28 protein-coding genes are annotated in these 25,363 nt (G+C 47.3%); 19 read left to right on the top strand and 9 right to left on the bottom strand.

The annotated features are described in order from the left end of the window. Window positions 1-40: 40 nt before the first annotated feature. From C942_RS05265 to C942_RS05275, 3 genes are all read right to left on the bottom strand, one after another. Complete coding sequence (locus C942_RS05265; RefSeq protein WP_007463301.1) at window positions 41-439, bottom strand: hypothetical protein; 399 nt, start codon at window positions 437-439, stop codon at window positions 41-43. Window positions 440-741: 302 nt separating this feature from the next. Next, window positions 742-1,077, bottom strand: coding sequence for a hypothetical protein (locus C942_RS05270; RefSeq protein WP_007463303.1), 336 nt, complete (start codon window positions 1,075-1,077; stop codon window positions 742-744). Between the two features lie 133 nt (window positions 1,078-1,210). Then, window positions 1,211-1,516 carry an ArsR/SmtB family transcription factor gene (locus tag C942_RS05275; RefSeq protein WP_007463305.1) on the bottom strand — a complete coding sequence of 102 codons (306 nt, stop codon included), beginning with the start codon at window positions 1,514-1,516 and terminating at the stop codon, window positions 1,211-1,213. Window positions 1,517-1,625: 109 nt separating this feature from the next. Here C942_RS05275 and C942_RS05280 point away from each other — a divergent pair, with 109 nt between their 5' ends. After that, window positions 1,626-2,537 carry a permease gene (locus C942_RS05280; protein ID WP_007463307.1) on the top strand — a complete coding sequence of 304 codons (912 nt, stop codon included), beginning with the start codon at window positions 1,626-1,628 and terminating at the stop codon, window positions 2,535-2,537. A 63-nt stretch (window positions 2,538-2,600) separates the two neighbouring features. Here the strand turns inward: C942_RS05280 and C942_RS05285 are convergent, their stop codons facing one another. After that, complete coding sequence (locus C942_RS05285; protein WP_007463310.1) at window positions 2,601-3,137, bottom strand: dihydrofolate reductase family protein; 537 nt, start codon at window positions 3,135-3,137, stop codon at window positions 2,601-2,603. Window positions 3,138-3,382: 245 nt separating this feature from the next. Here C942_RS05285 and C942_RS05290 point away from each other — a divergent pair, with 245 nt between their 5' ends. Then, entirely contained in the window at window positions 3,383-4,396 is a 1,014-nt protein-coding gene (locus C942_RS05290; RefSeq protein ID WP_007463311.1) for a manganese-dependent inorganic pyrophosphatase, read from the top strand. Window positions 4,397-4,472: 76 nt separating this feature from the next. On the opposite strand, the gene C942_RS05295 is transcribed toward C942_RS05290, so the two are convergent. Next, window positions 4,473-5,114, bottom strand: coding sequence for a CatB-related O-acetyltransferase (locus C942_RS05295; protein WP_007463313.1), 642 nt, complete (start codon window positions 5,112-5,114; stop codon window positions 4,473-4,475). 503 nt (window positions 5,115-5,617) lie between these two features. Continuing rightward, complete coding sequence (gene rihA / locus C942_RS05300) at window positions 5,618-6,553, bottom strand: pyrimidine-specific ribonucleoside hydrolase RihA (RefSeq protein ID WP_007463319.1); 936 nt, start codon at window positions 6,551-6,553, stop codon at window positions 5,618-5,620. A gap of 332 nt (window positions 6,554-6,885) precedes the next feature. On the opposite strand from rihA, the gene C942_RS05305 reads away from it, so the two are divergent. The 5 genes from C942_RS05305 to C942_RS05325 all read left to right on the top strand — a co-directional run bounded on the left by C942_RS05305 (window position 6,886) and on the right by C942_RS05325 (window position 10,574). Continuing rightward, window positions 6,886-7,527: an HAD family hydrolase gene (locus C942_RS05305; RefSeq protein ID WP_007463320.1), complete on the top strand. Its 642-nt coding sequence runs from the start codon at window positions 6,886-6,888 to the stop codon at window positions 7,525-7,527. A gap of 42 nt (window positions 7,528-7,569) precedes the next feature. Then, a complete protein-coding gene (gene lhgO, locus C942_RS05310; protein WP_007463322.1) occupies window positions 7,570-8,829 on the top strand; it encodes an L-2-hydroxyglutarate oxidase in 1,260 nt (419 codons plus the stop codon). A gap of 81 nt (window positions 8,830-8,910) precedes the next feature. Continuing rightward, the gene (locus C942_RS05315) at window positions 8,911-9,249 is read left to right on the top strand and encodes a hypothetical protein (protein WP_007463326.1); all 339 of its coding nucleotides are present in this window, start codon (window positions 8,911-8,913) and stop codon (window positions 9,247-9,249) included. Window positions 9,250-9,325: 76 nt separating this feature from the next. Then, window positions 9,326-9,742: a VOC family protein gene (locus C942_RS05320; RefSeq protein ID WP_007463328.1), complete on the top strand. Its 417-nt coding sequence runs from the start codon at window positions 9,326-9,328 to the stop codon at window positions 9,740-9,742. 139 nt (window positions 9,743-9,881) lie between these two features. Continuing rightward, window positions 9,882-10,574 carry a DUF4336 domain-containing protein gene (locus tag C942_RS05325; RefSeq protein WP_007463330.1) on the top strand — a complete coding sequence of 231 codons (693 nt, stop codon included), beginning with the start codon at window positions 9,882-9,884 and terminating at the stop codon, window positions 10,572-10,574. A gap of 64 nt (window positions 10,575-10,638) precedes the next feature. Here the strand turns inward: C942_RS05325 and C942_RS05330 are convergent, their stop codons facing one another. Next, window positions 10,639-11,268, bottom strand: a complete 630-nt coding sequence (locus tag C942_RS05330; RefSeq protein WP_007463332.1) for a hypothetical protein — start codon at window positions 11,266-11,268, stop codon at window positions 10,639-10,641. A gap of 129 nt (window positions 11,269-11,397) precedes the next feature. On the opposite strand from C942_RS05330, the gene C942_RS05335 reads away from it, so the two are divergent. The 4 genes from C942_RS05335 (at window position 11,398) to C942_RS05350 (ending at window position 14,848) form a co-directional block, all read left to right on the top strand. Further along, window positions 11,398-11,883 (top strand): WbuC family cupin fold metalloprotein, encoded by a 486-nt coding sequence (locus tag C942_RS05335; RefSeq protein ID WP_036798850.1) that lies wholly within the window; start codon window positions 11,398-11,400, stop codon window positions 11,881-11,883. Between the two features lie 169 nt (window positions 11,884-12,052). Continuing rightward, a complete protein-coding gene (locus tag C942_RS05340) occupies window positions 12,053-12,784 on the top strand; it encodes a response regulator (protein ID WP_007463335.1) in 732 nt (243 codons plus the stop codon). Window positions 12,785-12,793: 9 nt separating this feature from the next. Then, window positions 12,794-14,116: an ATP-binding protein gene (locus C942_RS05345; RefSeq protein ID WP_007463337.1), complete on the top strand. Its 1,323-nt coding sequence runs from the start codon at window positions 12,794-12,796 to the stop codon at window positions 14,114-14,116. Window positions 14,117-14,455: 339 nt separating this feature from the next. After that, window positions 14,456-14,848, top strand: a complete 393-nt coding sequence (locus tag C942_RS05350) for a glycine zipper family protein (RefSeq protein ID WP_007463339.1) — start codon at window positions 14,456-14,458, stop codon at window positions 14,846-14,848. A gap of 93 nt (window positions 14,849-14,941) precedes the next feature. Here the strand turns inward: C942_RS05350 and C942_RS05355 are convergent, their stop codons facing one another. Continuing rightward, the gene (locus C942_RS05355; protein ID WP_007463341.1) at window positions 14,942-15,502 is read right to left on the bottom strand and encodes a cyclase family protein; all 561 of its coding nucleotides are present in this window, start codon (window positions 15,500-15,502) and stop codon (window positions 14,942-14,944) included. A gap of 248 nt (window positions 15,503-15,750) precedes the next feature. Between C942_RS05355 and C942_RS05360 the strand changes: the two genes are divergently transcribed. The 6 genes from C942_RS05360 to C942_RS05385 all read left to right on the top strand — a co-directional run bounded on the left by C942_RS05360 (window position 15,751) and on the right by C942_RS05385 (window position 21,828). Beyond that, the gene (locus C942_RS05360; protein ID WP_007463343.1) at window positions 15,751-16,683 is read left to right on the top strand and encodes a LysR family transcriptional regulator; all 933 of its coding nucleotides are present in this window, start codon (window positions 15,751-15,753) and stop codon (window positions 16,681-16,683) included. A 223-nt stretch (window positions 16,684-16,906) separates the two neighbouring features. Further along, a complete protein-coding gene (locus C942_RS05365; RefSeq protein WP_036798853.1) occupies window positions 16,907-17,920 on the top strand; it encodes a sugar ABC transporter substrate-binding protein in 1,014 nt (337 codons plus the stop codon). Beyond that, entirely contained in the window at window positions 17,920-18,678 is a 759-nt protein-coding gene (locus C942_RS05370; RefSeq protein ID WP_007463346.1) for an ATP-binding cassette domain-containing protein, read from the top strand. Before C942_RS05365 ends, C942_RS05370 begins: the two co-directional genes overlap by 1 nt. Beyond that, window positions 18,675-19,658, top strand: coding sequence for an ABC transporter permease (locus tag C942_RS05375; RefSeq protein ID WP_007463347.1), 984 nt, complete (start codon window positions 18,675-18,677; stop codon window positions 19,656-19,658). Before C942_RS05370 ends, C942_RS05375 begins: the two co-directional genes overlap by 4 nt. A gap of 10 nt (window positions 19,659-19,668) precedes the next feature. Then, the gene (gene melA, locus C942_RS05380; protein ID WP_007463348.1) at window positions 19,669-21,036 is read left to right on the top strand and encodes an alpha-glucosidase/alpha-galactosidase; all 1,368 of its coding nucleotides are present in this window, start codon (window positions 19,669-19,671) and stop codon (window positions 21,034-21,036) included. A gap of 300 nt (window positions 21,037-21,336) precedes the next feature. Next, window positions 21,337-21,828, top strand: a complete 492-nt coding sequence (locus C942_RS05385) for a hypothetical protein (RefSeq protein WP_007463350.1) — start codon at window positions 21,337-21,339, stop codon at window positions 21,826-21,828. A 41-nt stretch (window positions 21,829-21,869) separates the two neighbouring features. Here the strand turns inward: C942_RS05385 and C942_RS05390 are convergent, their stop codons facing one another. After that, complete coding sequence (locus C942_RS05390) at window positions 21,870-22,328, bottom strand: DUF3429 domain-containing protein (RefSeq protein ID WP_007463352.1); 459 nt, start codon at window positions 22,326-22,328, stop codon at window positions 21,870-21,872. 180 nt (window positions 22,329-22,508) lie between these two features. Here C942_RS05390 and C942_RS05395 point away from each other — a divergent pair, with 180 nt between their 5' ends. Both C942_RS05395 and C942_RS05400 read left to right on the top strand, forming a co-directional pair. After that, a complete protein-coding gene (locus C942_RS05395) occupies window positions 22,509-23,969 on the top strand; it encodes a pyridoxal phosphate-dependent decarboxylase family protein (protein ID WP_007463354.1) in 1,461 nt (486 codons plus the stop codon). Between the two features lie 43 nt (window positions 23,970-24,012). Beyond that, entirely contained in the window at window positions 24,013-25,287 is a 1,275-nt protein-coding gene (locus C942_RS05400) for a metal-dependent hydrolase family protein (RefSeq protein WP_007463357.1), read from the top strand. Window positions 25,288-25,363: the final 76 nt, after the last annotated feature.

Here is a 25,363-nt window from a genome sequence, read left to right on the forward strand (position 1 = left end):
TGGGCTTATGATTGCTTAAAGAAAGTGGGAAAACGGGAAATTATTGACAGTTTTTTTGTTTTGTTAGCGGGACAGTGACATGGCTGTCGTATTTCCAGTATTTACCGGTAGCAAGATCGACGAAGAAAGCTGGCCATACCAAGGCGTTGGCGTAAAACGAAGGAGTAATATTTTTACCGACTTTAACTTCAACGTTATCGTAACATTTATCAATAATCCTAACTTTTACATCATCATATGATGATTCTGCAGTAATGGTAGTAGGTAGCGTTGTTGCGTAGCTTCCGGAAGGGCTTTCAACAATAACTTCTACATCTTTTGCTTTGGTTGATGGGTGGGCAAGAATGGCTTGTGAACCGCTGTTAAAAACAGTTGAACAACCAGATAGAACTAAAAGAGATGAAACAAAAAGGGATTTAAGAGCTAGATTTTTATGCATAATTGTATTTATGTTCTTTTTAAGCAATCGTTATGATTATGCGGCCATATTTATAGATAACTTAAGTTATTTAGTGGGATGCTAACTCTGGTTAATTCAGTGTTGTTTTATTTGTTGGTTTAGGACAGGTCTTTCATTTGTATGGCGAGAATCGGGCTGTTTGCGCAAGATTTCCTAACAGGATCTTAGACTATGATGGTCCGGGGTTAATTAGAGAGTCAGCCTGTAATAGTGAAAATTCGGTATGGTGAAACTGAACCGGGGCCGGCAGGTGCGATGACTGCCGGCCTATCAGTAACTGTTCAGGCGGCCAGGCGTTGGAAGGCCTGTTCTTTGATGGTATGAATGGCTGCGGTAACGTCATCGGCGGATTTTTTTCCGGCATGGCGCAGGTGATCACCCCATTGTTTCAGGTCATCTGTATCTATTTTTCGGATATGATTATCCTTTGCCCATTCACGACCGATCAGATCACCCAGTTCATCCAATAGTTGGCCGATTTCATCGCACTGGCTGCCGACTTTGCTGTGAAGCTCACGTTTGATGCTGTCCCAGCCTTTTACAAAAAAGCTGCCTTTGTAAAAAGCTCGCAGCCACTTCTGATATTCCTGTTCGCTTTGGGTCTGAATATTCTGCATATCTTCGCTCTTATTTCGGCTCTTATCTCGCCAGTCACTGTTGCATAATTTAATGGTGAAATAATATACAACTCATTATGAAGCAGGATCAACGGAAACGCACCGTCTGAGCTATCGTAGTGGCGAAAATGTGCTACATGTCGTCCGATGCTTGCTCATCCAGACAGCATTCATCTTGCAAGAAACCGATGACTGCTTGCAGCTTGTCATATTCCGCAACACAGAAAAGTGTACGACCTTCACGGCGTTGAGAGAGTAGCCCAGCAGAGGCCAGGCTGGAGATATGGTGCGACAAAGTGGAGCCGGGGATGCCCAGTTTTTCCTGCAACCCGCCAACTGCAATTCCTTGGTAGCCAGCGCGTACCACACTTTTAAAGATGGCTAAACGAGTTGGATGTCCCAATTCTTTCAATGCCTTAGCGACGATTTCGATATCCATGACCATACCTTGTGAGGAAATTATATTTCGATATTACTAGAAATATGTTGATCACGGCAACTAAATAGATCTATATTTCGAACATTCTAGAAATATAGAGGTTTTGATTATGTTCGATAAAACGATGCTATTGGATACTTTGAACATGTTTGCCTTCCTGGCAACTGAGCTCACCATTTTGTTTTTGCTGATTAGCTATCTGGTTGGAGTGTTACAGGAATACATACCGCCAGAGCGGATCCAGAAGATATTGAGCGGTAAAAAAGGGAAGGGATACATAGTGGCCGGGTTCCTTGGTGCGATCACTCCGTTTTGTTCCTGCTCAACAATTCCTTTCCTGAAAGGATTGCTAAGAGCACAGGCTGGATTTGGCACTATGATGGTATTCCTCTTTGCCAGTCCGTTGCTAAATCCGGTGATCATCGGGCTCTTTGCCGTGACGTTCGGAATTAAGGTCACCGTGTTCTACTTTGTGGTTGCGATGGGGGTTTCGATTGTTGCCGGATTTGTGCTGGAAAAACTGGGCTTTGAAAAGTACGTCAAAGAGGAGGCATATATTGCGCCTCAGGCAAAATGTTGTGGTTCATCGTGCGGTGGCAACAAAGCTCCGGTTAACAAATGGAAGAAAATCTGGCTTTCTACCTGGGCAGATTTCAAGAAAGTCTTACCTTACTTGTTTGGTGGTATCGCTCTGGGTTCAATGATTTATGGTTTTATGCCGACTGAATTTGTTGCCAGTGTAGCCAACGACAGCAACCCTTTTGCTATCCCTGTTGCCGCTGTTATCGGTATTCCGCTTTATATCCGAGCTGAAGCGGTGATCCCGCTGAGTGCTGCACTGGCTGCCAAAGGTATGGGGCTTGGCGCGGTAATGGCTTTGATTATCGGCAGCGCTGGTGCCAGCCTGACTGAGGTGATTTTGCTGAAGTCTATCTTCAAAAACAAAATGATCGTGTCTTTTCTGGTGGTGATTTTGTCGATGGCTATCGGTGCAGGTTTTCTGTATCAGAACTTGTTTTAATTCATTGTCAGCATGAAATGGAGGCTTCGCCTCCATTTTTTCGTTCTATCTGAAATAAAAAAACTAGCTTCGCTCTCTTACGTATCTGCTCTTAGTCAGCGAGTTCAGCAACACTTCTGATTCGATGAATTTAAATGACTGCGGTTCGGTGAGTTCTCCAAAAAGTGGAGAGCCTCCGCCTAGCAGGATTGGGAATGTGGTTATGATCATCTCATCAATTAAGTCTTCAGTCAGAAAGCTTTGGATCGTTTTGCCGCCGTCGATATAGAGGTTGTGATAGCCCTGCTGATTTAATTGAGTGACGGCTTGCTTTACCGGGCCTTTGATCAGAAAAGCTTTGTCCTGATAAGGAGCTGGAATGCTTTTTAAAGTATTGCTCAGTACAAAAACAGGTTTGTTATAGGGCCAGTCGCAATCAAAACCGCAGACGATTTCAAAGGTGTTCCGGCCCATGACGAGGGCATCGACACGTTGCATGAAATCGGCAAAACCAAAATCCAGGCCGTCAGGATTCGGCACACTGTTGAGCCAGTCCAGCCCTCCTTGTTTGTCGGCAATATAGCCATCAAGGCTGGTCGCGATATAGACGATGTTTGACATGTTTGGTCTCCCGAATTTCGGCGCAGAAAATCCTGCAGTTTATTGGTATCCACTGATTTTAATATTCGGATAAGAAAGGAACAATGGTGATGATGCCTGCAGCTTCACAAGCAGATATGACTCGAAATTATGAAGGAAATACTGATTAAATTCAGATGGATATGATTTACCACCTGTTATTGCCTTTTCTTGGGTGTTACATCTATGGCCGATTTTTTACCTTAATGAAAACAATGGAATGCATCATGAAATTACACCCACTTTTTCTTTGCTTAGCACTGGCAAGTACAGGTGCCGCGGCATTTGATTTGAATGAGCCTGAGAATAATGACACCAGTAACTTGGTCTGGACCGGCCATTTGAGCCCGGATACGGACACAGTGACATCGGCTATTATTGCTGCCTATATCTATGGTGGTACGCCAGTGGTTCCGGAAGCTATTAATCCAGAAAGCCAGTTTGTTCTTGAATACTGTAAGGCAACAACACCGGCACAAATGGCTGATTTCAGTCAGAAGATGGTCGGGCTGGTGGACTTTAACCAGAAGACTCAGCTGCAAAAAAGCATTAAGGAAAGCAGTATTGTAGCGATTGTTGACCACCATGCTATTGGTGGTAATCCAGTGAACATGAAGCAAGTAGCGACGATTGATATTCGTCCGTGGGGATCGGCGGCGACTATTCTCGCTGATCGTGCGGAACAGATGGATATTGAGCTGCCAGAGTATATTGCCTGTACAACACTGGGTGGGATTTTGTCTGATACTTTGGTTCTTCAGTCGCCGATCACCACCGAATATGACAGACACTACGCCGAAGAGCTGGCCAGTGAGGCTGGTATTGACGATATCGAAGCGTTTGGTCAGAAAATGCTGGAAGCCAAGTCGGATCTCAGCCATGTCAGCGCGGCAGATATTTTGACCATGGATTATAAGAACTTTAAGTTTGCCGGTAAGAAAGTTGGAATCGGGGTTGCTGAAACCCTGACTGCTCACCAACTCCTGGATCGCCGTGATGAATTTGTGGCTGCGATGAAGGCGTATAAACAGCGTCAGGGCCTTGACCATTTGTTCTTCTCTGTAACTGATACCAAGAACAAGCGTGCAAATTTGCTGTGGATTGACAGTGCTGACAGCAAGGTGGCCGAGGTTGCCTTTAAGGCTAAGCCGACAAATGGCTGGCTGGTACTTGAAGGGGTTACGTCCCGTAAACGTCAGATTGGCCCGGCGATTCAAAAGGCGGTAGAAAGCCTGAATTAATTGAAAGCGAATACCTGAAAGGTTACGGGTGATAAGGGGATGCGGTGAAATACCGCATCTCCTTTTATTTATCGTATTAGAGGTTGGCCTGCTGATTGTGATCATAGGCCTGATGGGCCTGTTCAAGAGCGTCAATATCTGAAGCACAAATGAGTTTTTTCAAAGCATTGAATTTAGCTTCAGACCAGTCGTAGATTCTCAGCGCCAGCAGTCGCTTAGTTGTTTGCGGTGAAAAGCGCTGCTTGATCGGTTTGGCCGGTGTACCGCCGACAACTGTATATGGCGGCACATCTCGGGTGACGACGCTGTTGGCCGCAATAATAGCACCTTCTCCGACACGCACTCCGGGCATGACCATCGCACGCATTCCAATCCAGCAACCGTCCTCAAGGTAGGTATCTCCTTTGGACTGGTAGCTTTCTTCAATCATGTCCATGAAAGGGTACAGTGAGAACCAGTCACTGCGATGGGTATGGTTGCCTCCCATCAGAATTACAGCTTCGGCGCCGATGCAGACATAGTCACCGATATGAAGTTTATCGACCTCCCAGCGAGGCTCCCATTGGCTGCTGACTTCATCGCCGTGCAGATAGCGAACAACTGATTTTTCAAACCCGTCATCGTAAGCATCGCTGTAATAGCTGTGTGTTCCTTTCAGGAAGATGTTTTTGTTTTTTACGGTTTCATGGAGCATTTCCATTTTGGACCAGTGTTTCATTTTGCTCTTACCTTTAAACCTGAAGGAGAAAGTTCCGGAGCATGGATAGCCGCGTAAGGCCGGCGGTTGAAATGTGAATGCTGAGCCGGATATTAAAATTACGCAGCCGGAATTGTTCTCTTTCAAGAGACAGATGAAATACCGCAAAGTCAGGTTGTCAGATTTGCGGCAGTGAATTTGTTTTTACCGATTGGTATAAATTCACTGCCTTAGCTAAGCAATCTGTGGTTGCTTGAGATAGGCGATTTGGACAACAGCAGTGCATTCTGTCGCGCTGTTATTTTGAACCGGCATATACACTCCTGTTGAAGAATTGAATGAAAGTGGGCTCATAATATCTGGGCGCAATGAGATGTCAATGATGACTTTATCTTTTCCGTGGAGAGCTTTATTCCTGCTTAGACAATAAACTGAATTAAACGGGCTGGAAAAAGTAGGCAGAGGGTAAAACAGGAAGAGAATGAAACAGCCCGTGATAATCACGGGCTGTAAAGGTTTAGAAATCAGCCGTAAAAGTGCATGCTTTCAGCCAGCAAATCGACGAAGCCCTGACGATCGACATCAAACAGAACTGTTGTATTGGCCGGTTTACCAGAGAGCTGGTAACGGTCGACAACTGTCATGCCTTGGGTGTACTCGCCCTTGGTTTCTATACCGACCCAGCAGTCTTGTTCTGTGAAAATTTCAGGTTTCAGCAGCCAGGCGATGGTGCAAGGATCGTGAAGCGGCGCGCCAGCCAGTTCCCATTTCGGATCTCTGTGATAGATCATGAAGAAATCAAGCAGTCCGGCCACCACATCGGAAACCGGATTACCAATAGCGCGGATTCGTTCAATATCTTCATCCATGATTTGGGCACGGTGGGTAACATCCAGCCCGCACATGGTAACAGGAATGCCGGAGCGGAAGACGATATCAGCAGCTTCCGGATCGACATAAATATTAAACTCAGCGGCCGGAGACCAGTTTCCGGTTTCGGCACCGCCACCCATCAGCACAATTCGTTCTATTTTGTCTGCCAGCTCGCGGTGAGTTGCAAGTAACAGGGCAATATTAGTCAGTGGCCCGGTCGGAACGAGAGTAACAGGTCTGTCGCTTTCACGAAGGACTCGAGCCATCAGTTCTACGGCATTTTCTCCGACAGGATCAAATCCCGGATCCGGCAGTGACGGGCCGTCCAAACCGCTTTCGCCGTGGACGTTGTCAGCTATGATCAGTTCCCGTGCCAGAGGCTTTAAGGCTCCGCCGGCAACCGGGATGTCATTACGGCCAAGCAGGGTCAGGATCCGAAGAGCATTGTTCAGGGTTTTCTCCGGAGTCTGGTTACCGGCACTGGTGGTGACCGCCTTGATATCAAGAGACGGGGAGGCACAAGCAAGGATCAGGGCAATGGCGTCATCATGGCCAGGATCACAATCGATGATAATAGGGCGGGTCATGAGGGTACTCCTTTGTTTTTGAAAGGAAATGTACCTGCTTCGATGAGGCAATAATGTGAATGAAATCGAAAAGGGAAAAGTCCTACCCTTTCCAATTCACAAAAATATCAAATAGATATAAAAATAGTAAATAGATGAAGATATAACGCCATTCGCTTTTGTTGCTGGCGGTAGCCTTTTCAGCTTAGTTTGCAATAAGCATTGAGATACCGCCGACAGTTTTATTCATTTGCGGTGGTATTGGTGCGAATGGGTATTGAAGTCAGGGAGTAACTCGGTGATGGTCATTGAAGTTGTTAACGTTGATTGGATTACAGACAAGTGAGTGACCTATGAAGATTAAAGCTGTGTTGTTTGATATGGACGGACTGATTTTTGATACTGAAGGCATATGTAAAACGAGTTGGCAGAATGCGGTTAGCGAACAGGGGTTAGTGCTGACCGATGATTACTATCAGCGTTTTATCGGTACTCAGGATGTTCAATGTGAGCAGCTCTTGGTTGATGCGTTTGGTGAGCGGTTGGATATGGCCCGCTTCAGGCTGGTGCGGGATGCCATGCTGGAGGCCGAACGGAAAAAAGGTGTGAAATTTAAAGCCGGATTTGAAGATATATTTTCCGAGCTTAAAGGACGATCGCTGCAATGTGCATTGGTTACTTCGTCAGCTTTGCCTCAGGTTGAACACCACTTTGCCGGTTCGGATTATCTGCAATATTTCAATACCATTATTACTGCTGAAAAAGTAGAAAATGGTAAACCTGCCCCGGATTGTTATCGTATGGCTTGTGAGCAGCTGGATATCGACCCAGTTCATTGTCTTGTGTTGGAAGATTCTAACAATGGTATGCGTGCAGGGTTGGATGCTGGCTGCCATGCGGTGATGATCCCGGATCTGCTGGGGCCTGATGCCGATGTGGCTGAAAAGGCGACGGCTGTCATTGCCTGTCTGAGTGAGGTGAAGCAGTTCCTTTAATGCCTGAACTGGATCAGGTGTGTTATCAAAGGAGTGGTAACTATGGAAGACATCTACGATTACATCATTATCGGCGGCGGGATAGTTGGTGTGTCGACGGCATGGCAGTTGCAGCAACGCCATCCGGACAAAAAGGTACTGCTACTGGAGAAGGAAGCGGGTTTATCTCGTCATCAAACCGGCCACAACAGTGGTGTGATTCACGCCGGGGTATATTACAAACCGGGAAGCCTGAAAGCCGAATTTTGTAAGGCAGGCGCTGAAGCGACGAATCGGTTCTGTCATCAGCATGGAATTGCGGTAGAAAATTGTGGCAAATTGTTGGTTGCGACGAATACGGTTGAGCTGGAACGGATGCAGGCACTCTATCAGCGTTGCGGTGAGAATGGTATTGATACTGAGTTGCTCAGTCAGGCTGAACTGAACAAAAGAGAGCCCAATATTGAAGGTTTGGGGGCCGTTTTTGTTAAGGCAACCAGTATCGTCGATTTCCGTCTGGTGACGGAAAAAATGGCCGAAGAGTTTATCTCGGCGGGCGGAACTGTGATGCTGGGGGCTGAAGTGACAGCTTTGGAAGAAACAGAGGAACAAATTGTTGTTACTGCCCGTAACGATGAGGGAGGCGGGAAGCTCATATTTTCATGCCGCTTTCTAGTTTCTTGCTCTGGGTTGATGGCCGACAGGGTAGCCAGGATGCAGGGCATAAAAACCGACTTTCAGATCATTCCATATCGCGGCGAATATTATCGCCTGCCGGAAAAATACAACCACATAGTGAATCACCTTATTTATCCGATTCCGGATCCAGATTTACCATTTCTTGGCGTTCATCTTACCCGAATGATAAATGGCTCAGTGACAGTCGGGCCGAATGCGGTACAAGGTTGGAAAAGGGAAGGGTATGGCAGGGTTAATATCAGTCTGGTCGATATTCGGGAGATGTTTTCTTTCAGTGGCTTCTGGAAAGTGAATCTTAATCACCTGAAAACCGGCATTATGGAGTGGAAGAACTCCTTGTGGAAGCCGGGCTATCTCAAGTTGGTCAAAAAATATTGCCCGCAAATTACGCACAGGGACTTGCTTCCTTATCCGGCTGGCGTTCGGGCGCAAGCTGTGCTGAGAGATGGCACCCTGGTTCATGACTTCTTGTTTGCAGAAAGTCCGCGCAGCCTTCATGTCTGTAATGCGCCGTCACCAGCGGCGACATCGGCAATTCCTATTGGTGATTACATCTGCACTAAGGTTGAGGAAAAGCAGCGGATTGATCAAACTAAAGCAGATATAGCGATGCTGTTAAGCTGAGTTGCTGTCGTACTGGAGCGCTGAGCAAGCTTGAGTAATAATGGCAAGCTTATCAGTAGGATGTGTTTTAGAGGAAACAACATGAATAAGCTTGTTTGTGCGGTACTTTTAGCCGCCAGTTTTGCCGCTCACTCTGCTAGCTGGAGCTGGTCCTCTTCCGGTAACAGTTGTGCTGTCTCTTCTAATGGTTCAACAACCTCATCTTCTAAGACTGAAAATGGTCAGAGTTCGGCTATCTGTAGGTTTACCGGTTCGGAAGGTTCAATCAGCCTCGGCGATGACAAGGTTGAATTGAGTGACGGTGTTCTGAAATGGAATGATAAAGCTTTGCCGGAAAATTATGACAGTGTTGAAGTGCAGCTGCGTAAATCCGGCGATTCAGTCACTCTGTGGATTGACGAAAAAGAAGTTGCGCTTTAAGCCAGGCATGATTTCGATTTACAGTGTTAATTGTTTATCGAAAGCCAGTTCTCAATAAAAATTATCAGGAGAAAACGTGAAACAATCTCTGTTCCAAATCGCACTTGTGGTGAAAGACTACGATGAGGCTATCGATTTTTACACCAATAAACTGAAGTTCGACTTGATCGAAGATACGTATCAGCCGGAGCAGGATAAGCGTTGGGTAGTGGTGGCTCCGCCGGGTTCAGATAGCGCCGGGATTTTGTTGGCCAGGGCATCAAAGCCTGAGCAAGAAGCATTTATCGGTAACCAGGCCGGAGGACGGGTATTTTTGTTCCTGCGTACAGATGATTTCTGGCGTGACTATAACAGAATGAAAGCGGAAGGGATCCGGTTTGTCCGTGAACCAAAAGAGCAAGACTACGGAACTGTTGCTGTATTTGAAGACCTTTACGGTAACTTGTGGGATTTGCTGGAGCTAAGTCCAAGTCATCCTATGGCTGAGCGTTAATTAAGCTTCTTTGTGGTGATGAGAGCACGATCATTGTTTTCATTGTTCTTCCACTGTGTTCTGTGATCCCGGGTACATGCGAAAGTGGAAGCCTCTGGCAATATAACTGAATAGATTCAGGTAGCTAACGAGGATGAGCATGCGAAAAATCGGTGACGATCTTTGGGTTCATGATGATTCAATGAATATGATGGGAACCCGCCTCGGGCTTCGGATGACGATAGTTAAGCTATCATCCGGTGGCGTGTGGGTTCACTCTCCGACGGCGATAACGCCCGAGCTGAAACGCGAGATTGATGAAATAGGCAAAGTTGAATGCATTGTGGCTGCCAGTAATGCGCATAACCTATGGTTGCAGGACTGGTGTGAAGCTTATCCGGAAGCTGATGCTTATGTCAGTGCCGGAATTCCGAGGAAAGTGCCGCTATCGAATTATCACATCCTGCAAAGAGGGATGGAGAATCCTTGGGAAGCGGATATGGCGTGGGAGACGATGCCCTCGGTTCCTATGTTTAATGAAACGGTTTTCCTGCATAAAAAGACACGTTCTTTGATCGTTACTGATCTGATTCAGAATTATCCTGATAAGGTGCCAACAGGTTTTGCCGGGCTGATGACTAAATATGTTTTCCAGCCGATAGGCTTCAAGGGTTCCTGCATTGCTCCGCCGCTTAAGATCGGATACATGATCAAGGACAAACCCAAGTTCTGTAATTTTATTCGCCATGTGCAGGAGTGGGATTTTGAGAGGATCATTGTGACTCACGGCGATATTATTGAAGATAATGCAAAATCAGTCTTCAGTGATATTTGTGCACGCTTCCTCAAGTAAGCTACCTGTTAACCACGTACAAATAAGTTGTCAATTTGCCAAGAGCTGGTGTTTCACCGGCTCTTCAATTTTGTGCCTCACGTGTTTTTGTCGCGGTCCCCTTCATCGGTATCTTCTCTGCCAGCCGAATAATGACATGCTCCACACCGTGTAGCGTCATGGTAAACAAATACCCTTTGTGCACTTTATCTATGGCAATGTGAAGTTGGGGGGCGTGCCCATTGGAAAAAGGCGCGGTAGAAAACTCAATATGCCTAGCCTGTAGCTTGGTGGCTGGCAGGTTTACCGGCTGGAGGTTATCGGCAAAAGTCGACATGAAACGCAGCCTGCTTTTTTTATCGTTCAGGTAAAAGTACCAATGATGGTCAGAGACGTTCAGTTTTGCCAGACCATAAAGCGTCCCGTCGTCAAGGCGTTTGAAACAGACCGGATAGGGCAGAGCTCCCCTGGGTGTTTTTAACGCTTCTCCTTCCCAGCAGCCGATCAAAGGCAGCAACAGTTGTTCGACCTGGCTTTGTGATTTTTCGCTGTCCGATAGCGTAAAGAGAACCAGGGTTGCCAGAAATATCATGAGTAATGGTTTGGTGCGTTTTGATATCAGATCTGTCATCAGATGTTTGGCTTTAGCTGCATGGATGTAGGTTTTATTACAGGTGCAGACACCAGTCTGGTCAAGTGACCAGTGTTTTTCCAAGGTCTCTTGAACTAATTCATAAAGAGGACACTGTTTGTTTTAGAGCTGAAGGGTATTTGGCCTAAAGGTGCTTTTGCTGTTTAATGCTAGCTTATTGTTTATATAGCCTTAGTTTGATGAGCGATAACGATGTATAGAGTTATAGATAAAGAGCTATTGAATGAGTTAGTTCTTAAAGCGCAAGAAAGCCCTCGAAAAAGAAGTCATTTATCTATCCATTCTGATTTTACAGACCCTGTTCAAAGAATGTTGATTGGTTTGGCTTCTGGTACTTATGTTAGGCCCCATATGCATCCTCAGCCTAACAAGTGGGAAATGTTAGTTGGTGTCAGAGGTAAATCACTATTACTCATTTTCGATCAAGATGGTGTAATTAAAGAGCGAATTATTTTATCTGAAAAGGACTTTTCTTTTGGGGCGGAAATGAAACCCAAAACATGGCATATGGTTCTGCCATTGGACGAAAATTCTGTCATTTTGGAGATCAAGCCAGGTCCTTACAACCCTTCAGATGTTGTTGAGTTTGCTCAATGGGCTCCTGAAGAAAATGATAAAGGTATAGTGAACTTTATTAAGTGGGCTGAAGTGGCTCAAGTGAATGATAAATATAACTAAATGAACGAAAAGATTGTTTTCGCTCATTTGTTTAAATTTGGTGCAAACACAGTGTGGTTTGCTATACCTCATAGCTATTTCTGTCTAGAGCTTGATATCCTTGTGGTTTCTCTGTGTAATAGGCGCGCCTGGTTGTGAACGGTGTTTTATTTTTGGGGGAGGGAGAGGTATGACAAAGATCGTTCTGGTCGAGGATGACTTAAAGCTATGCGAGTTGCTCGCACATTATTTGCGACAACAGCAGTTTGAAGTGATAACGGTTTCTGACGGAAGTCTGGCGACAGATATCATCATTGAACATCAACCTGATTTGGTGGTGCTTGATTTAATGTTGCCTGGGGTGGACGGGCTGACGATTTGTCGTAATGTTAGGCCAAAGGTATCAGGTAAGATCCTGATGCTCACAGCCAGTGATGATGATATCGACCATGTCGCCGGGCTGGAAATCGGTGCCGACGACTTTGTAAATAAGCCGATTAAACCGAGAGTATTGCTGGCCAGAATCCGGATGCTTTTGCGTCGTGGCGGTGCTGCACCAGTGCAAGGTCAGGATGATATGTCGGTTGATAATAGCGAACAGCCAGATTCAGAATTTGAATGCCGCCATGGCGGACTATTCCTTAATAGCCGGCGGAAGGTTTGTACCCTGGATGAAAATGCTGTGAGTCTGACTGATAGTGAATTTGATCTGCTGTGGTTGCTGGCCTCACGACCGGATGAAGTGTTGTCACGGGAGTTTCTGGTTAAGAGTACCCGCGGTATTGAGTACGATGGCCTGGATCGTACCATTGACAACAAGGTGGTATCGCTGCGAAAGAAGCTCAATGATAACCCGTCCTTACCACGCAAGATCATTACGGTTCGTGGTAAGGGGTATCTGTTCGTTCCGGACCGATGGTAGAGCTTGCTGATGAAAAGACTGTTTTTGGAGTTTTTTATCGGTGTCGTGACCTTTTTCTTCCTCTGTATTGTCAGTTATGTCTATTACACCGAGGTTTATACGCCCGATTATGAGCTGGAGGTTGAAGTCCGTCATGTTCATGGCGCGATGAGGCTGTTGGATGAAATAGCCGAAGTTCAGGGACAGAAGCGAGCGGATGAAATGTTCGCTGACTATGCCAGCAATAACCTTTTGAGTGTAACTCCTATAAGTTGGGATAGTCCAACGCTGAGCCCGGAAATCGTTAATGAGATCAAAAATCATGGCGCGGTTTCATTTGATGATGAATACAGCTATTACGTTGTGTACGGCAACCTTAAGCAGATTTATTTGTTGGCACCTGACCTCAGCTTTTCGATTTGGGAAAAATTAGATTTTGAGTCGGATCTGCTGTGGGCTTTTGTCTGTACTGGCTTTGCCATCTACTGCATTCTTATGATGGCGTGCTTAGCTCGGCGTTTTCGGGCTCTGGAGCGCGTTACACTGGCCTTCGCAGATGGTGACTTTTCGGTGCGGGCGTCAGAAAAGGCTGGAATGCGCCTTGGCCGCCTGAATAGCAGCTTTAATCAGATGGCAGATAAAATCTCAGGTTTGATCACCAGTCATAAGCAACTGACCAATGCGGTTGCCCATGAACTCAGAACGCCGGTTTTCCGTGTTCAATGCCAGTTGGAAATGATGGAAGATTCAGGGTTGACTGAGGAGCAGCATCGCTATGTCGCCGGGATCACTGATGATATGGCTGAGCTGGAGCAGCTCATTGAAGAGTTACTGTATTTCGCCAAACTGGAGCGCTCTGCGATTCCGTTAAATCTGTCGACCCGACTTGTATCGGATTGGCTGCGTAAACTGGTGTCAGACTGCCAGCGGGATACGGATAAGCATATTGAGTTGGAGTGTGATACTCGGGTTGTGGCCTGCCTGGATGAATATCAGCTCAAACGAGCGGTTTCGAATATTATCCGTAACGCATTTCGCTATGCTGAACAACGGATTGATGTTCAGGTTTCTTGTGATGAGCAACGGCTTACTATCCAGATTGATGATGATGGTATCGGTATCCCGGAACAAGAACGTGCCAGAATTCTTGAGCCGTTTTATCGGGTCGGCACCGCGCGGGATCGGGCTTCCGGCGGCCATGGGCTGGGGTTGGCGATTGTCTCTCAGATTGTAGCCCGCCATCAGGGACGGCTTGAGATCGGTGAAAGTGATACTGGCGGCGCACGCTTTACTCTGACTCTTCCAACTGAACCATCAGATGAATTACTGACAGCAGAAACTACAGCACTGTAAAGCGTTTAAAGTCGCTAGTGAGGTAAATAAGGTGTTTCGGATTGCTCCGGAGCACCTTTTGTTTTTTGCGCCTGATAAATATCGACGGGACAAAGCTGGTTGGCATCGTAGCCGATGTAGTCTCCCGGTTAAGTCACTTTGTATTCTTTTGTCATCGCAGGTGTTTACTCTGTACAAAAACGTACAGAGATCAGATGGGTAGTAAAAATAAAACAGTGTACATTTATTCCAGATTAAAAACATCGTTATGACAGGGACCAATTGGCTGCATGAGAGTTTGGTAACTCTGGTTAGCCGGAACATGTTCCTGCTCCCCATAAGAAATAGAGAGATCATTCTATGAAAAAGCTTTTGGTTACTGCCACTCTGGCCACTTTATTATCTGCTTGTGCTTACCAGCAAAAACCGGTTGTTGATATGACCAATGTAGATCCGGCTCAGTATGAACAGGATTTTGCTTACTGCCAGGCCTATGCCGAGAAAGTTGATAAGAAGGAGTCGGCGAAGGTTGAAGCACAGAACGGTGCTGTAAGCGGGGCTCTTATCGGTGCGATTGCTGGTGGTCTGGATGATGGTCTGGGCGGTGCTGCTGTCGGCGCTGTTGCAGGTGGCGCAATTGGTGGTGGTGCAGGTGCACTGTCCGGTGCTAATGATGCGACAGATGTTCAGGCCAAAGTGCTTCGTCGTTGTCTGGATAACAAGGGATATGTTGTCTACGACCTAGATAAGTAATTACGTATCGGTGACTGTCTGACTGGTATAAAGTCGAAAGATAAAAGCCCGCATAGTTTGATTATGCGGGCTGTCTGTATTTTAAGAATCAATTCATTTGCTAAGTACGGCGATAACTTCACAGCGTTTGCCGGTTGACGCTGATGTGGTGTCGAACTCGATTTCCAGTGCCGTCAGCGTATCCATCATGGCATGAGTGAGGGCAACGTTTTCAATGACAAAGCAGTTGTGTTGCTCGCAACGCTCATCAAAGTTTCTGTGCTGCTCGCCATGGGCGCCGATGCCGTAACTGTCGATAACAATAAAAGCCGGACTTTTTTCCAGAATGGCATCAAGGACATCGCTATGCAGGGCGGTGTCTTGTTTGCCATATGCGTTATTGCCATAACCGTTCTTCTCAAGGTTGGCAGTGTAAAGCACTAGTGCTTTACCTTTCAGCGGCATTGCTGAAACGATTTTGATGTCCGGCATTGAATCAGAGCAGTCGAGCATGACAGCATCCGGGGTGTATCGGTGTTGTTCCGGCGTTGTGGTGTAACAGTCAATATGGGTGCCGATGTGTCCCATTGCATTCACGGAATCAGACTGGCGTTTTGCCCATTGGTAGGCCGGGTGAGATTCGGTGATTTCGATGCTGATTGATGTTTTTGTCATAGTTAAGTCTCCCTTTGAGTGATGCCGCCATTGTAGGGAGGAATAGATTTGACCATTACAAACATAAGAACTAAAAACATCAAAAATAGGACGCCGTCAGTAGTGCCTGATATTCATCATATTTTCGCTGTTATGAGAAATAGATTGATGAGGTGAATTTTAATAACTTACTGAAACAGCTTAATATAATGAGAATTATTGGCTTGTTGGCTAACAGTGGCCGGCGTTAATTATCAGGTTGTAAGCTTTTGAATCATTTCGACTATAACTTGCTTAAAGTACTGGAAGTTTTGCTGGAAGAGCAAAGTGTGACTGCGGCTGCGTCGCGGTTGTACCTCAGCCAGTCGGCTGTCAGTAAACAGCTGGCGAAATTGCGGGAAACTTTTGATGACCCTTTGTTTGAGCGTACTGCACATGGGCTACGTCCGACGCCACGGGCAAAACAGCTGGCGCCTGAGCTGCATCAGATCTTGCAGCAGCTGGAGCAATTTACCCGCCCGGAGGCTTTTGAGCCCGCACAGAGTACTCGTGAGTTCAGGATCCATCTGGTAGAAACGGCTTATTCGCTGACTTATCCTTTTTTCATGCCGTCTATGCTCAGTCAGGCACCTCATGTCAGCCTGAACAGCCAGACCTGGAACCATGAAAGCAAGGAGAAGCTGCTTAAGTGCGAAATTGATATGGCGATTTGCAGCCGTGAGTGGGATGAGCGTTCGCCATTGCATGTCAAAAATATTTCCCAGGATTTGAATTATGTCGAACTGGTGCGTGACTATCCGGTTTGCTTGTTCAGGAAAGATCACCCTTTGCTACAGGAAGAGTGGAATTTAGCGGCATTCCTGAAATACCGGCACCTTCAGGTGACATTCGGCGGGATCGACAGGTGGCTGCTTGATGAAGTGCTGGCTCTTGATGGATTATGTCGTGATATCGCGGTCAACATGACTGATTTTTACAGTGCTATGAGCCTTTGTGAGCGATGTGATCTTATCCTCTCGGCTCCGGCCCGTTATGCGGTAAAAATGACAAAGCATTTTGATCTGATAACTCGTGATGTGCCGGTGGATGTGGTTCCGGGGAACTATGTTCTGCTTTGGCACAATCATTTTGAACATGATCCCGGCCATCGTTGGTTACGAGAACTTATCATCGGCAATGTGAATGGTGAAGTTCGCAGCTAGTTTATTACTCGTAACTAGCTGGTAATATTTAATTTTATTCGTAATTAAGCCCGCTCCGAATTATGGTGCGGGCTTTTTTGTCTGACATTTGAGAGCAAGCTCATATTTTGACAACTCACCATTTATCAAACACTCAAAAACAAAACTTTATTTTGATTTTAAAAGGCCAACTCTGGAGTATCATGCGCAATTAGTATTTATGCCAGTTAGGAGTATTAGCATAATGAATCTCGGTAGCGTTTTAACCCGTCGAAAACGGAGCTCGGCTTGCGCCTTGTTATTGTCTGCTGTTGCGACATTGGGGATGACTGATGCGATGGCCGCTCAGTCCGGTAAAGACATGTCGGTATGGTTTGATGTCGGAGGGCCTGTTGGTGGTCCTTATGCGACCGTGGTGCAGAATGGGGCTACTCAGGCGGCCGAAGATCTCGGGGTTGATTTGCGTGTTATGTATTCTGACTGGCAACCGCAGAAGATGGTCGAGAACTTTAAGCAGGCACTGGCGGCTAAGCCGACCGGGATCGTGGTGATGGGTCATCCGGGGGACAGTGCTTATTCTCCGCTGGTGGACGAAGCATTCAGTAAAGGTATCCAGGTAACGTCAGTGGATACGGCATTACCGGCTGTTATGAACAAGGACCAAAGTGCTGGTTTTGGTTATGTCGGTGTCAGCAATGCAGCCCGCGGTATTTCGCTAGCTAATGAGGCGTTGAGACGGGGCCAGTTCAAGCCGGGAGATCGTGCCATGGTTTGGGGCATCAAAGATATCGCTGAGCGCAGTGATTCAACCCGAGGGTTGATCTCGACGTTGGAAAAAGCGGGTATCAAGGTCGATTTCCTGCAGATCTCACCGGAAACCGATAAAGATCCGTCACTAGGAAGCAATGTGATCACGGCTTACCTGGCTCGCCATCAGGATGTGAAATTGATCATGGTCGATCATGGTGCGCTGACTGCGCAGATGGGGAACTTCCTGCGTAATGCCGGCGTGCGTCCACTGGAACTGTATGTGGCTGGTTTTAGTTTGTCGCCAGCGACCGCGGATGCGATCAAAACTGGTTACGTCCAGTTAGTTGCTGACAGCCAGCCATATCTGATGGGATACCTGTCAGTGGTTCAGGTTGTGCTGAGTAAGCGCTATGGTTTTTCCGGTCTGGATATCAATACCGGTGCCGGGTTTGTCAGTCGCGACAACATTAACTTCATTGCACCGCTGGCAGCAAAAGGCATCCGTTAATGGATTTGCCGGTACTTGAATTGAACGGGCTGAACAAATGGTTCGGCCCGGTTCATGCGTTGAAAGACATTCACTTTTCCCTTCATTCTGGCGAAGTTTGTGCCCTGCTTGGTGATAACGGAGCCGGAAAATCAACCCTTATTAAATTGATTGCCGGGGCCGAACACATTGATCATGGCGAATTACGCATTAGTGGTAATCAGGTGCCAGCCAGCAGATATTCGGTACAGCAGGCTCGACGATTAGGGATAGAAACCGTTTATCAGTCCGGTTCCCTCGGTGAGCAGCAGAGTGTATGGCGTAACCTATTTGTCGGGCGTCATCTTCGTAATCGCTTTGGTTTTATTGATCACCGGGAAGAGCGCCGCCGTGCCGCCCGCTTATTGAAGACGCTCGATTTTCGCGGGGTCGGTGCCAATATCGAAGCGCCGGTCAGCTTGCTGTCGGGAGGCGAGCGTCAGGGATTGGCGATTGGCCGCGCAATGCTGTTTGATGCCCGGGTGGTGATTCTGGATGAGCCAACTACTGCGCTTTCTGTCGGAGAAGTTGAAAAGGTGCTCAGCTTTGTCGAGCAGCTTCGTGAACAGGGCAGAGCCTGTTTATTGATCACCCATAATATGAACGATGCCTACCGGGTTGCTGATCGGTTTGTAGTCATGGATCGTGGCAAGATTGTGGCTCAGTACCGCAAATCCGCAATGACCCGGTCATCGTTGCAGCAGGCATTGCTGGATGCTGTTGGACAGGGGGCTTTATGAATTATCATTTTGTCTCACGTCACCGGGTTCCGGTGCTGACAGCTCTTATCCTGGTTGCTCTTTGGAGCATTTTTACTGCGTTTAGTCCGGAAACGTTTCTTCATGGTCGTATTTATATCGCCTTCATGTCGACCATTCCCTTTACTGCCATGCTGGCATTAGCCCTGACCTTGTTGGTGATTGCCCGTGAAATCGATATGAGCTTTCCGGCTGTTGTCGCTTTGGGCGGTTATGTTTTCGCTGTCACGTTTGAGTCAACCGGATCGCCTTTACTGGCGTTGGGCTGTGCCGTTGCCGCCGGTCTGGCTTGTGGGGTGCTGAATGGTGTGCTGGCGGTCTATTTTAGTATCCCATCAATCATTGCCACTATCGGCACGCTGTTTTTCTTGGGCGGCCTGACAACTGTGCTGGCCGACGGCGTTGCTCTGAGCATTCCGCAGGTGCGTGAAACCTGGCTGCACTCCGTTATGGTCGGGCGGATTGCTGATGTTATTCCGGCGCAGGTGCTGTGGGCGTTGCTGATTTTAGCTCTGCTATGGTCTCTGCTTTCTCATCATGTGTTCGGCGATAACATCAATTTTATCGGTGATAACCCGAAGGCTTCGCAGGTTATGGGTGTACCGGTCAAAAGAACCCGCATGTTGCTGTTTATGCTGATGGGGGGAATGTCTGCGCTGGTCGGGGTTTTTGTCAGCCTGGAGATGAGCAGTTGGTGGCCGAACCAGGGACAGGGTTACATGTTGCTGGTGTTTGCCTCGGTTTTCATCGGGGGGACGTCGGTACTCGGTGGTCGAGGTACGCTCATGGGAACGCTGTTCGGTGCATGCATTATCGGCATTCTTGAAGCGGGTATTATCAGCGCCGGTCTGGCCGGTTTCTGGACCCGGCTTATTTACGGTATCACTATTTTGGTTTCGCTTATGGTTCACAGTATGCTGCTGAAGCAGCATATGGGATCGTGGCGACGTTTGCTTTCCTGAGGATTTGCTTATGACACAGATAACAATTGTCGGTGCTGGCAGTGTGATGTTCACTCGCCAGATAACCTCGGCGCTGCTTTCCTATCCGGCCCTTGACGGTGCTGTGCTAGTGTTGATGGATATTGACAGTCAGGTTCTCAAGCGAAGTTTTGAGCTTGTTACCCGGATGATTGATCAGGCAGGCCTTCGTGTTCAGGTGATGATGACAACAGACCGTCGTCAGGCGCTGACGAATGCTGATTTTGTGATTAATGCCATTCAGGTTGGCGGGCTGGAACCATGGCGGTTGGATATGGATATTCCGGCTAAATACGGTGTCATTCAGGAAGTTGGGGACACTATGGGGCCGGGCGGCATATTCCGCGCTTTACGCCATATTCCGCCGATGCTTTCTATTTTACGTGATATGGAAACCCTGTGTCCTGATGCCCTGTTTATTAACTATGCCAACCCACTGGCTCCGCTTACCTGGGCTGCGAAAGACTATAGTCCGGTTAAGTCTGTCGGGCTTTGTTACGGTGTGCGATATACGGTCGCACAGTTGGCCGGTTACCTTGGCGAAGGTGACTGGGTTGAACATCCGTCGACCCCGGAACGCTGGCAACGGTTGATGTATCATGAGGTGCCGGAACATATCGACTATGAATTTGCCGGTATCAACCATATGACCTGGATCACCAGAATGACGGCGAATGGTAAAGATCTGTTACCTAAGCTCCGTGAAATGGCAGGAAACCCCAAAGTGTACCAGGCCGATGCTGTTCGCTGTGAAGTGCTGAAGTTCTTCGGTCACTGGTGTACTGAAAATCACTGGCATTGCAGCGACTACCTGCCTTATTTCCGCAAGAATGAAGCGATGATTAATCACTTTTTGCCACAACGCTGGAACTTGCTGGCGCTTGAAGAAAAAGTACATGCTGCAGGTGAGGCCGAAATTGATGCTCAGCTGGCCGGTAGCCAGAAAATCGTGATTGCACCTAACATGCTTAATGCGCCCAAGCTGATAAATGCCATGGTCAGTGGGGAGCGAACCCGGATTAACGGTAATGTACCAAATCATCAGCCGGGAGGGTTGTTGGTTGAAAACTTGCCGGAAAACTGTGTGGTAGAGGTGCCAATCCAGGTTGATGCCAGAGGTTTACAGCCTCAGCAAATGGGGCGTTTACCGATGCAGTGTGCCAGCCTGAACAAGACCAATATTGCGGTTCAGGAGTTGATTGTTGAGTCAGCGCTTACTCACAACCTGGATGCGGCGCGCTATGCGTTGTCGTTAGATCCGGTTACTGCTGCGGTTTGTACCCTTGAGCAGATTGACGCCATGTTTAATGAGCTGTTTGAAGCTCAGCGACACTGGCTACCACAATTTAATCATTGCTGAATAATTAACACTCGCTATTTTTCGATACAGGGCAGCCTTTATGGCTGCCTTATTTGGTTTAGTGGTGTTTGAAATCAAAGTTTCATTATTTTGTAGTGTGTTGTTTTGCATATAAATTTATGTGGATTAAAGTTAATTCAGGAGCTGGTAAATAATGGTGTCATAGTGTTGCATATACCTGCTAATGGCCTGATTGTGGCATTCTTGTCCGCTGTATGCATTGTTCCACCTGACGCGGATTTACCACTTCGCAGGTGCGTTTGATTTGCTTGTTTTGAACGGATATCGAAAGGAGCCATTGTGATCCGTTTTATTCAGTTTTTGTTAGCCTGTTCAGTTCTGGCCGGAGTGGGGTATTTCATCTTGCATGATGTGGATCAGGCGCAAGAAGAGAAGCATGAGAAATACCAGTTCTTGTCGGTTATGTATAAGCCGGAGAGTGATGAATACCGAAACTTGTATGAGTTTCACGCGACACTGGATGATGTGCCAATGCCAGTTGGTACGTGGGAGTCTCAGCATGACCCTGAATTTCATTACTTGTTGAAAGTAAACAGCAACGGCGGGTTCGTTCTTTCAATTAACCCTCATGCCAATGACCATTCCGAAGGGGCGGTAACTGGCGCATTGAAGATCACAGGGAAGGCGTTTAAAGCGCATCACGTAGTTGGAACCGCTAAGCATTTCATCCCTAAAAGTGGTCACCTTGTAGTGAAAAGCTTCTCTGACAAAGAACTTCAGATTGTCCACCCTCAATCAATGAAGCCGATTATTTTCACCTTTGTCGGCTAATTAGATTGTCTAAAATAGAGTCATTGCCAGTTTAGGCGTCATTAGCTGGCAATGACCATCAGGTGCATCAGGTGCATCAGGGCGACTAGCCCTGTCAGCCGGTTACGCATCGGCTGGTAACCTTCTGGTTTTCCTTCTTTTTCTATTTCACGGATCTTCATTTCAGCAAACCACACCGCGACAAAGCCGAATAAAAGTACCAGTACTGAAATTACATAGCTTTCCGGTGAATGTAGCAGAACTCCCCATGCGATCAGCGCAAACAGGTTACTCAGGATTAAAGCATTACGGCTTAACTTGTGTTTGATGTGGTCGATCGCGTTTCCCCACAAGATCCCGGCCAGAAAGCTCAATATCACCGCACTGTAAGCGATGAATACCTTTTGGGCACTAAGTCCGAACAGGGTTTTGTCAGCCCAGATACACAGAATGCTGATGATAAATGGCAATAATCCGAGGTAGGCAAGGCGTGACATGATTTTGTCTGGCGATTGGTTCATGGCGTACTCCGCACAATTCTCACTTAGCGATATGAAAAGCATAGCAGAAGGATGTTTTGGGTCTTTTTGACTTCACTTTCCTTCTTCTGGCTATTTTATTGTTGGCGCGAAATGGTAAATAAATTCGGGGGGAATCTTTAATTTATGGGGTGTACATAGTCATCAACAGAGAGATACGCCATGACCCATAAATTTAACCAATACAGTGAGTTGCTTAACTGTTCCCTTTCTCGTGCGGTTGATTATCTGGAGTCTTTGCCGGAAAGACCAATCGATCAAAAAATTAGTTCTGAGTCGCTGCGCGAACTCATTGGCGGAAAGTTGCCACAGCAATCAGGCGACCCGAAACAAGTGCTTAATGAACTGGCAGAAAATATTGAGAAAGGCCTGATAGCGTCAGGTGGCCCCCGTTATTTCGGCTACGCCATTGGTGGCACTTTCCCGGTTTCCCTTGCTGCAGACTGGTTGGTAAGTGCCTGGGATCAGAATGTACCTTATTACGTTTCCAGCCCGGCAACCTCAGTGGCTGAAGAAACCGCGGCCGAGTGGATGCTGGAGCTGCTCGGTCTGCCGAAAACAGCAGGTGTCGGTTTTACTTCCGGAGCGCAGGAAGCGATTTATACCGCATTGATTACTGCCCGTAACAGCCTGCTCAAAAAGGCGGGATGGGATGTGGCCAAAAAAGGACTTTATGAAGCTCCGCGTATTCATGTCGTGGTCAGCGATCAGATCCATTCCACCATTAAACGTGCGCTTTGGATGATTGGCCTTGGCGAGAGCGATATTAAGACTATTCCGACCGACAGCAACCTGAGAATACTTCCTCAATACCTACCGGAAATTCTCGCAGAATGCGATGGCCCGACATTAGTGTGCGCGCAGGCCGGTTGTATTGATTCAGGGGCTTTTGACCCGTTTGAAGAGATTGCTGCTTGTGTGCAGGCCCACCCGAATGCCTGGCTCCATGTCGATGGTGCAATTGGTTTGTGGTCTGCTGCCAGCCAAAGTCAAAAGCATCTTTTGAAAGGGATCGAAAAAGCGGATTCCTGGGATACCGATGGTCATAAGTGGTTCAACATGCCTTATGATAGCGGCATGGTGATTGTCCGTGATGCTGCGTTGCTGGCAGAAGCTATGGGTGGCAACAGTATGGGAGCCTACCTGACTGATGCGATAGCCAAGCCGGATCGCAATGCCGTCAATTTCGGTATTGCCGCATCACGCCGGGCTCGAGGAGTACCTGTTTATGCCGCTATTAAAGCGCTCGGCAGACAAGGAATTGAAGAACACCTTGATCATTGTTGCGCGATGGCGATGAAGATGGCCGACAGGCTTCGTGAGGTAGACGGGATCACCATTCTCAATGATGTTGTTTCTAACCGATTCTCCGCTCAGTTCGGTAAGGGAGGGGATGAATTCCGAAATCGGTTGACCGAACGGGTTGTACACCAGTTGCAACAGGATGGTTTCTGCTATCCGTCGACGTCCGGCTACAAGGGGCTGAAGACCATGTTGTTCTCTGTGCTTAACTGTCACACCTCTGAAGAGGATATTGATGCAACAGCAGAGAAAATCATCGAAACCTACCATATCGAGCTGGAAAAGTGTCAGCAGCATGATGTTGCCGCATTGTGCGAATAACCCTGGCTTTAAGCAAAAAATACGTTATGACCGGAGATTGATTATGAAAGTACTAATTCAGAATGTGTCATTGTTTGACGGGATTAATGAGGCTATCAGGCAGGGATGTTTCATCAGTGTTGAAGATGGTGTGATCAGTGAGATCAGCCATCAGCTCAACCCGGCAATGGAATATGATCGGGTAATCGATGCTGCGGGTTATACGGTAATCCCAGGACTGATTGATGCGCATACCCATATCGCGCTTTCAGATACTTTTAATGCTATCGATAACATGACCGCAGAAGAAGTGGCGGTGCGATCTACGGTTATTGCCCGTGAGATGCTGGAACGCGGTTTTACCACGGTGCGTGATGTCGGTAGTAACTGTTACGGACTGAAGCAAAGTATCGACAGCAACTTTGTACCGGGGCCACGTATCTACCCGAGTTATGCCGGTATCTCCCAGACCTGTGGTCATGCGGATTACCGTCAGAATCGAACTCAGCGTTCGAACTTCAACCAAGGATTAGACGATTCCAGCTTTATGCGTCAGGGACATCTGGTGCTGGCTGATGGCGTGCCCGAGTGTCTGAAACGAACCCGTGATCAGATTTTCATGGGCGCATCACAAATCAAAATATTCGGTGGTGGCGGTGCATCTTCACTATTTGATCCGCTCGACACGATTCAGTACACACGAGAAGAACTGCGGGCGATTGTGGAAACGGTGACCAATTACGGTTCGTACGTCTGTAGTCATATCCATGCCGGTCCTGCAATGAAGATTGCTATTGAGGAAGGGGTAAAATCCCTCGAGCATGCCACATTCATGGATGACGATATTGCCCGTTTGTGTCTGGATAAAGAAGTCTGGGTTGTGCCGCAATATGCGACAGCAGAGCTCATCGCCAACCGTAAAATCCCGCTCGACAGCGAAATCCTTTATCAAAAAACGGAGCGTGTCGGTAAAGGGTTGCTGAAACAGGCAGAACTAGTTGAGAAATATGACCTCAAATGTGCCTTCGGTACTGATTTGATTGGAACACCAGAGGTACATGCAAAGCAGAATGCTGAGTTCTCTGCCCGTAAGAAATACTTTGGTTCATTCCGAGGCCTGAAACAGGCGACATCAGATGCCGGTGAGCTGCTGAAGTTGTCAGGTTTACTGGATCCGTACCCGGAAGGTGATATCGGTGTGGTTTGTGAAGGTTCTTACGCTGATATGTTGTTTGTTCGTGGAAATCCGGTTGATGATTTGGACATCCTGGCCAACCCGGACAACATTCAGGTCGTGATTAAGGGCGGTGAAATCTTCAAGGATACCCGCGAGATGTAAAGCTGCTGATTAGCCTGAACTATCGCTATAAAGAGCCGGCCAGCATATGCTGACCGGCTTGATTGTTATTCCGTTT

The sequence above is a fragment of the Photobacterium marinum genome, from assembly GCF_000331515.1.
Lineage (GTDB): Bacteria > Pseudomonadota > Gammaproteobacteria > Enterobacterales > Vibrionaceae > Photobacterium > Photobacterium marinum.